Genomic DNA, 7,344 nt, shown 5'->3' on the forward strand with positions numbered 1-7,344 from the left:
GCACTACCAGAGGGCCCGGTTCGCGGTAGCGGCCAGGCTCAGTGCTCGTGCGCTGCACTACCAGAGGGCCCGGTTCGCGGTAGCGGCCAGGCTCAGTGCTCGTGCGCTGCCGGGGCGGCGGCGCCACCTTCCAGCTGGTCGAGGAAGTCCACCGCGCGGCGCAGGTGCGGGATCACGATCGAGCCGCCGACCACCAGGCCTACCGAGAAGGTCTCGAAGAACTCCTCACGGGTGACGCCGGCGTCCTTGCACTGGGCCACGTGGTAGCTGATGCAGTCGTCGCAGCGCAGCACCATCGAGGCCACCAGGCCCAGCAACTCCTTGGTCTTCACGTCCAGCGCGCCGGCCTGGTAGGTCTGCGTATCCAGGGCGAAGAAGCGGCGCACCACCTGGTTCGGCTCGCCCAGGATGCGTTCATTCATGCGCTTGCGGAAGTCGGTGAACTCGGCGATCCGGTCCTTGCTGCCGTCGTCGGCCGCGCTCATGCCTGGCCCTGCCCGGCCAGCAGCGGCTCGAGCTTGCCTTCACGATGCAGGGCCATCATGTCGTCGTAGCCGCCCACGTGGACGTCGCCCACGAAGATCTGCGGGACGCTGGTGCGGCGGGTCTTGGCCATCATCTTCTCGCGCTCGACCGGGTCCAGGTCGATGCGGACCTCGGTCCATTGCTGGCCCTTGCTCTTGAGGAAGTTCTTGGCGGCCACGCAGTACGGGCAGACGGCGGTGGAATAGATGGTGATGGCGGGGGTAGCGCCGGCGGACTGGGCTGTCACGGGAAACTCCACGATGGATCGACGGTCCATATATGGTACCGGTGCGCTGGAATTTCCACGCCACGCCCGCAACACTGTGGATTGATTAACGAATGGTTGCCCCCTGCCCTGCCACGCTGGGCCGACCCTGCCCGAGGACCGACCGCTTGCGACCCCTGCTGCTCACCGCTGCCCTGACCCTGGCCCTGGCCGCCCCGCTGGCGCAGGCCCAGGAGAAGCTGCCGGACATCGGCTCCTCGGCGGGCGAACTGCTGACCCCGGCCCGGCAGGCCGAGTACGGCGCGATGATGCTGCGCGAACTGCGCAAYTAYGGCTACCTRCTSGAYGAYCCSCTGGTCAAYGACTGGCTGCAGACCATGGGCRCCCGSCTSGGMTCCAACAGTGACCAGCCRCGCCAGCCCTACACGTTCTTCGTGATGAAGGACCGCCAGATCAATGCCTTCGCCACCCTCGGCGGCTATATCGGCGTCAATGCCGGCCTGGTGCTGACGGCCGAGCGCGAGGACGAGGTGGCGGCGGTGCTGTCGCACGAAATCGCCCACGTCACCCAGCAGCACGTGCTGCGCGGGGTCGAGCGCGCCCAGCGCGACCAGATCCCGATCCTGCTGGGGATGCTGGCGGCGGTGGTTGCCGCCCAGGCCAGCAACAGTTCGTCCTCGGGCAACGCGACCATGGCCGCGATCAGCTCGGGCATGGGCCTGATGCAGCAACGGCAGATCGACTACACCCGCTCCAACGAATCGGAGGCCGACCGGCTGGGCATCCGCACGCTGTCGCGCAGCGGCTACGACGTGGATGCGATGGCCGGCTTCTTCGAACGCATGTCCTCGGCGATGCGCGGCAACGATGGCGGCTACAGCGTTCCCGACTTCCTGCGCACCCACCCGGTCAACACCACCCGCATCAGCGAGGCCAAGGCCCGCGCCGAACAGATGAAGAAGGACACGGTGCTGCTGACCACGCGCACGCCCAGCGGCGAGCGAAAGGAGCGAGTGGATCCCGCCGACCCGACCCTGGGCGATCCGCTGCTGCGCGGCATCAACCCGCTGCTGCCCGGCAGCGTGCTGCGGGTTCCGATCGGCCAGCTCAGCCGCGGCGCCAGTGGCGATTTCAACTGGGCCCGTGAGCGCCTGCGCGTGCTCAGCGCCGACAGCCCGGCCGACCTGCAACGCGAGTACACCGATCTTGCGCGCAGGCAGAAGGACGGCCTGGATGACGCCCAGCGCTATGGCCAGGCGCTGGCCACGATGCGCGGTGGCCGCAGCGGTGCCAACCAGGCCCGGCAGACCCTCACCGACCTGCTGAAGACCCACCCGGACAGCCTGTGGGTCGCCCTGGCCCTGGCCGAAGCGGAGTCGCGCACCGGCCAATCCACCCAGGCCAATGCGCGCTTCGAGCAGCTGCTGCACGAACACCCCAACAGCCGGCCGGTGGCCCTGACCTACGCCGAGATCCTGAACGAGCAGGGAGGCCAGGCCGCGGGCCAGCGCGCGCAGGCGATGCTGCGCCCCCTGCTGTCGCAAAGCGGTAACGATCCGGTCTTCCAGCAGCGCTACGCCCGCGCCAGTGAACTGGCCGGCGACAGCGTCCGCRCCAGCGAGGCCTATGCCGAGGCGGCGTTCCTGGGCGGGCGCCCGGAACAGGCCCTGATGCAGCTGCAGGCACTCAAGCGTAACCCCGCGCTGGACTATGTCGGTCGGGCCCGGGTGGATGCGCGGATCGAGTCGATCACGCCCACCGTGCTCGAGCTGCGCCGGCAGGGCGTGCAGGACCCGGATCTGGACCGCCGCTGAGTGCGGCATGACCGGCAGATGGCAGCAAAGCCAGATGCCGGCCAGGCAGTCACAAACATGTCATCAAACCGTAGTCTACTGGCACCACTCCAGTAACTGAGCCCTACGGTGCCCTCGTGCAGAAACGCATCCTGATCGTCGATGACGAGCCCGCGATCCGCGAAATGGTCGCCTTCGCCCTTCGCAAGGGCGATTACGAACCTGTCCACGCCGGTGACGCCCGCGAGGCCCAGACCGCCATCGCCGACCGCGTCCCCGACCTGATCCTGCTGGACTGGATGCTGCCCGGCACCAGCGGCCTGGACCTGGCCCGGCGCTGGCGCAAGGAAACCCTCACCCGCGAAGTGCCGATCATCATGCTGACCGCGCGCGGCGAAGAGAACGACCGCGTCGGCGGCCTCGAAGCCGGTGTCGACGACTACGTGGTCAAGCCGTTCTCGGCGCGCGAACTGCTGGCGCGTATCCGCGCGGTCATGCGCCGCGCCCGCGACGATGACGAGGACGGCAGCGTGGCGGTGGGCGCGATCCGCATCGACGGTGCCGCCCATCGCGTGTTCGCCAACGACCAGCCGGTGCCGATCGGCCCGACCGAGTWCCGYCTGCTGCACTTCTTCATGACCCACCCCGAGCGCGTGTAYACCCGCRCGCAGYTGCTGGAYCACGTSTGGGGCGGCAGCGTGTAYGTGGARGAACGCACSRTCGACGTGCAYATCCGCCGCCTGCGCAAGACSCTGGAACCGTTCAACGCCGAGAACATGGTGCAGACCGTGCGCGGCGCCGGTTATCGCTTCTCCACCGCAACCTGAGCCTCGTCGTGCCGGCGCCGTGCACCCCACGGTGCCGGCGTCGGCAACTCTGCTATAACTTCCGGTTCACCTGCGTGAACCGCCGCAACCCACGACGAGACCGCAATGCCCCGCCACATCCGCTCTGCCTGGTTGAAGACACTGGCCACCGTGGCCACCGTGTTGCTGTTGGCCGGTCTGGTCGGTTGGTTCACTGGCCACCTGTGGCTGTGCATCGCGCTGGCGGCACTGGCGACGCTGGTCTGGCACTACTGGCGGCTGCGCCGCGTGCTGCGCCGGCTGACCGCGCGCCAGCGCTGGGACACCGCCGCCGAAGGCACCGGCGTCTGGAACGAGCTGGACCGCCTGCTGTACCGCAACCAGGTCGAGATGCGCGTGCGCAAGCGGCGACTGCTGGACATGCTGCGCAGCTATCGCGCTGCAGCGGCCGCGCTGCCCGACGCCGTGGTGGTGCTGGACCGCAACAGCCAGCGCGTGCAGTGGTTCAACGAAGCGGCCACGGCCCTGCTCGGCCTGCATCATCCGGGCGATCTGGGTGAGGCCTTGGTCGAACGCCTGCAGCCGATGCCGCTGGCCCACTGGCTGGCCGGTGGCCGCAATGCCGAACCGATCCTGGACGTGCCATCGCCGGTCGATCCTGCGATCCGCCTGAACCTGCGCCTGATTCCCTATTCGTCCGACTACTGGCTGTTGATCGCCCGTGACGTCAGCAAGCTGCTGCGCCTGGAACAGGTACGCCGCGACTTCGTGGCCAACGTTTCACATGAGCTGCGCACGCCGCTCACCGTGGTCCACGGCTACCTGGACATGATGGACCCGGAGGACTTCCCGGGAACCGGACCGATGCTGGAGGAAATGCGCAAGCAGAGCCAGCGCATGGCCCAGCTGGTGGAGGACCTGCTGACCCTGTCTCGGCTGGAATCGCAGGAACACAGCGAGGCTGAGACGGTGGCGATGCAGCCCATGCTGGCCACCCTGCGCCGCGAAGCCGAAGCGCACAGCCAGGGCCGGCACCAGATCAGCATCGACGACCTGGCCGGCGTGGACCTGCAGGGCTCGACCAAGGAACTGCACAGCGCGTTCTCCAACCTGGTCACCAACGCGGTCCGCTACACCCCGGCCGGTGGCCGCATCGCGGTGGAGTTCCGCCGCGAGGGCGACGGCGTGGTGCTGGCGGTACGCGATACCGGCTATGGCATTCCGGCCACCCACCTGCCCCGCCTGACCGAACGCTTCTACCGCGTCTCCAGCAGCCGCTCGCGCGAAAGCGGCGGCACCGGCCTGGGCCTTTCGATCGTCAAGCACATCCTCGGTCTGCACCACGCACGCCTGGAAATCGACAGCGAGGTCGGCAAGGGCTCGGTGTTCGCCTGCCATTTCGATGCCGACCACGTGCGACCGCGTGAGTCCGCCCCCCTGACCTCCTTCGAAGAATGACGCCATGAGCAGCCTCGGATCCCTCCCCCTCCCCGTGAGCACGGACAGCGATCCGTTGCGCGACCCGGCGCTGTACATCAACCGCGAACTGTCGCAGCTGGATTTCAACTTCCGCGTGCTGGCGCAGGCGATGGACCCGCAGGTGCCGCTGCTGGAGCGCCTGCGCTTCATGTGCATCTCCTGCACGAACCTGGATGAATTCTTCGAGATCCGTGCCGCTGCGGTCCGTCATGCACAGGAGTTCGGCCTGCCGCCGGCACCGGACGGCATGAGCCCGCAGGCCATTCTCAATGCCATCCACGAGCGCGCCGCCGAGCTGGTGGACCAGCAGTACCGCTGCTGGAACCAGACGCTGCGCCCGGCGCTGATGGAGGCCGGCATCGGCGTGCTCGGCCGCAACTCCTGGACCCATCGCCAGAAGCGCTGGCTGCGTGCCTATTTCCGCAACGAGATCATGCCGGTGCTGTCGCCGCTGGGCCTGGATCCGGTGCATCCGTTCCCGAAGATCCTCAACAAGTCGCTGAACATCGTGGTGGTGCTGAAGGGCACCGATGCGTTCGGCCGCAGCGGCCACCTGGCCATCGTGCGCGCACCGCGTTCGCTGCCGCGGATCATCCAGCTGCCGGAAAAACTCGGCGGCCCGCAGAATTTCGTGTTCCTGTCCTCGGTGCTGTCCACCTTCGTGGACGAGTTGTTCCCGGGGCTGGAAGTGCTGGGCGCCTATCAGTTCCGTGTCACCCGCAACTCCGAGCTGGTGGTGGATGAAGAGGAAGTGGAAAACCTGGCGCTGGCCCTGCGCGATGAGCTGGTGGACCGCGGCTACCGGCCTGCAGTGCGGCTGGAGATCGCCCACGACATGCCGCGCGACATCGTACGCACCCTGCTGCAGAACTTCGGCCTGACCGAGAACGCGGTGTACCGCATCGACGGACCGGTCAACCTCAACCGCATCATCCAGCTGTACGACCTGATCGCCCAGCCGGACCTGAAGTATCCGCCGATGACCCCGCGCACCCTGCGCGACAGCGACGGCATCTTCGAGACCGTGGCCCGCCAGGACCTGCTGCTGCACCACCCCTTCGACGCGTTCGCGGCGGTGCTCGACCTGATCCGCCAGGCCGCCCTTGATCCGAACGTGCTGGCGATCAAGCAGACCCTGTACCGCACCGGCAAGGACTCATTGATCGTCGATGCACTGATCCAGGCGGCGCGCGCCGGCAAGGACGTGACCGTGGTGGTCGAGCTGCGCGCGCGCTTCGATGAAGAAGCCAACCTTGGCCTGGCCGATCGGCTGCAGGAAGCCGGCGTGCAGGTGGTGTACGGCGTGGTCGGCTACAAGACCCACGCCAAGATGCTGCTGATCGTGCGCCGCGAAGGCCGCAAGCTGCGCCGCTACGYSCACCTGGGCACCGGCAACTACCACAGCGGTACCGCGCGCGCGTACACCGACCTGAGCCTGATCACCGCCGATGCGGACATCGGCAACGACGTGCACCTGCTGTTCCAGCAGCTGTCCGGGCTGGCGTCGAAGATGAAGCTCAAGCGCCTGCTGCAGTCGCCCTTCACGTTGCACACCGGGATCCTGGCGAGGATCGAGCGCGAGACGCGCATCGCCGCCGCCGGGCGACCGGCGCGGATCATCGCCAAGATGAACGCCCTCAACGAAGCGCAGGTGATCCGTGCGCTGTACGCCGCCTCGCAGGCGGGTGTGCAGATCGACCTGATCATCCGTGGCGCCTGCACCCTGCGCCCGGGCGTACCGGGCGTGTCGGACAACATCCGCGTGCGCTCGATCGTCGGCCGTTTCCTGGAACACAGCCGGGTCTACTGGTTCGGCAACGACGGCGCACCGGAGCTGTACTGCGCCAGCGCCGACTGGCTGGAACGCAACCTGCTGCGCCGGGTGGAAACCTGCTTCCCGATCCTCGACCCGGCGCTGGCCAAGCGGGTGTACCGCGAGGTGCTGCAGAACTACCTGGACGACAACCTCAACGCCTGGGAGCTGGATGCCGAAGGCATCTACCACAAGCGCGCACCGGCCCACGACGAAGCCCCGCATTCGGCGCAGATGGCGTTGATGCAGGGCCTCTGACCCGGTAGGTGGCCAGGTAGGTGCCAACCTTGGTTGGCACGTTTGGATTCATCCACGCATGGCGTGGATCTACCGTGTCGACCAAGGTCGACACCTACCAACAGCCGCGTGAACCTGTCGAAGGTCGACATATGCAGGCCCTTCGATCCGGTAGATGCCGACCTTGGTTGGCACGTTTGGATTCATCCACGCATGGCGTGGATCCACCGTGTCGACCAAGGTCGACACCTACCAACAGCAGGCAAGGTCGACACCCACCAGAAGCAGGCCATGCCATTCCGACAGATCGCGGAACCTGTCGAAGGCGGGGTGGGTCCGGTTGCGGGGGTGTCCGCGGCATGGATGCCGCGGTCAAGCCCCCAAGGGTGAGGGCGCTTTGCTTGCGAAGCACTGCTTCGCAAGCGCCCGAACGCACAGCCGCCAGCGGCTGGGCCGGTCTGGGGG

6 protein-coding genes are annotated in these 7,344 nt (G+C 67.5%); 4 read left to right on the top strand and 2 right to left on the bottom strand.

What is annotated here, in order from left to right:
* Window positions 1-92: 92 nt before the first annotated feature.
* Both AC1VAN_RS06475 and grxC read right to left on the bottom strand, forming a co-directional pair.
* Window positions 93-485 carry a carboxymuconolactone decarboxylase family protein gene (locus AC1VAN_RS06475; protein WP_005408260.1) on the bottom strand — a complete coding sequence of 131 codons (393 nt, stop codon included), beginning with the start codon at window positions 483-485 and terminating at the stop codon, window positions 93-95.
* Window positions 482-772, bottom strand: coding sequence for a glutaredoxin 3 (grxC, locus tag AC1VAN_RS06480; RefSeq protein ID WP_025878124.1), 291 nt, complete (start codon window positions 770-772; stop codon window positions 482-484). The genes AC1VAN_RS06475 and grxC overlap by 4 nt, the downstream gene beginning before the upstream one ends.
* Window positions 773-918: 146 nt before the next feature.
* Here grxC and AC1VAN_RS06485 point away from each other — a divergent pair, with 146 nt between their 5' ends.
* The 4 genes from AC1VAN_RS06485 (at window position 919) to ppk1 (ending at window position 6,900) form a co-directional block, all read left to right on the top strand.
* Complete coding sequence (locus tag AC1VAN_RS06485) at window positions 919-2,565, top strand: M48 family metalloprotease (protein ID WP_480985491.1); 1,647 nt, start codon at window positions 919-921, stop codon at window positions 2,563-2,565.
* Between the two features lie 116 nt (window positions 2,566-2,681).
* Window positions 2,682-3,371 carry a phosphate regulon transcriptional regulator PhoB gene (gene phoB, locus AC1VAN_RS06490; protein WP_480985492.1) on the top strand — a complete coding sequence of 230 codons (690 nt, stop codon included), beginning with the start codon at window positions 2,682-2,684 and terminating at the stop codon, window positions 3,369-3,371.
* 105 nt (window positions 3,372-3,476) lie between these two features.
* On the top strand, window positions 3,477-4,808 hold the full coding sequence (phoR, locus tag AC1VAN_RS06495; protein ID WP_025878120.1) for a phosphate regulon sensor histidine kinase PhoR: 1,332 nt from the start codon (window positions 3,477-3,479) through the stop codon (window positions 4,806-4,808).
* Between the two features lie 4 nt (window positions 4,809-4,812).
* A complete protein-coding gene (gene ppk1 / locus AC1VAN_RS06500) occupies window positions 4,813-6,900 on the top strand; it encodes a polyphosphate kinase 1 (protein WP_480985493.1) in 2,088 nt (695 codons plus the stop codon).
* Window positions 6,901-7,344 lie beyond the last annotated feature (444 nt).

Source organism: Stenotrophomonas sp. 05L44_2, from assembly GCF_056665995.1.

Bases quoted from the DNA above. Each gene is read 5' to 3' on its own strand.
- AC1VAN_RS06475 (WP_005408260.1), bottom strand. From the start codon at position 485: ATGAGCGCGGCCGACGACGGCAGCAAGGACCGGATCGCCGAGTTCACC.
- phoR (WP_025878120.1), top strand. From the start codon at position 3,477: ATGCCCCGCCACATCCGCTCTGCCTGGTTGAAGACACTGGCCACCGTG.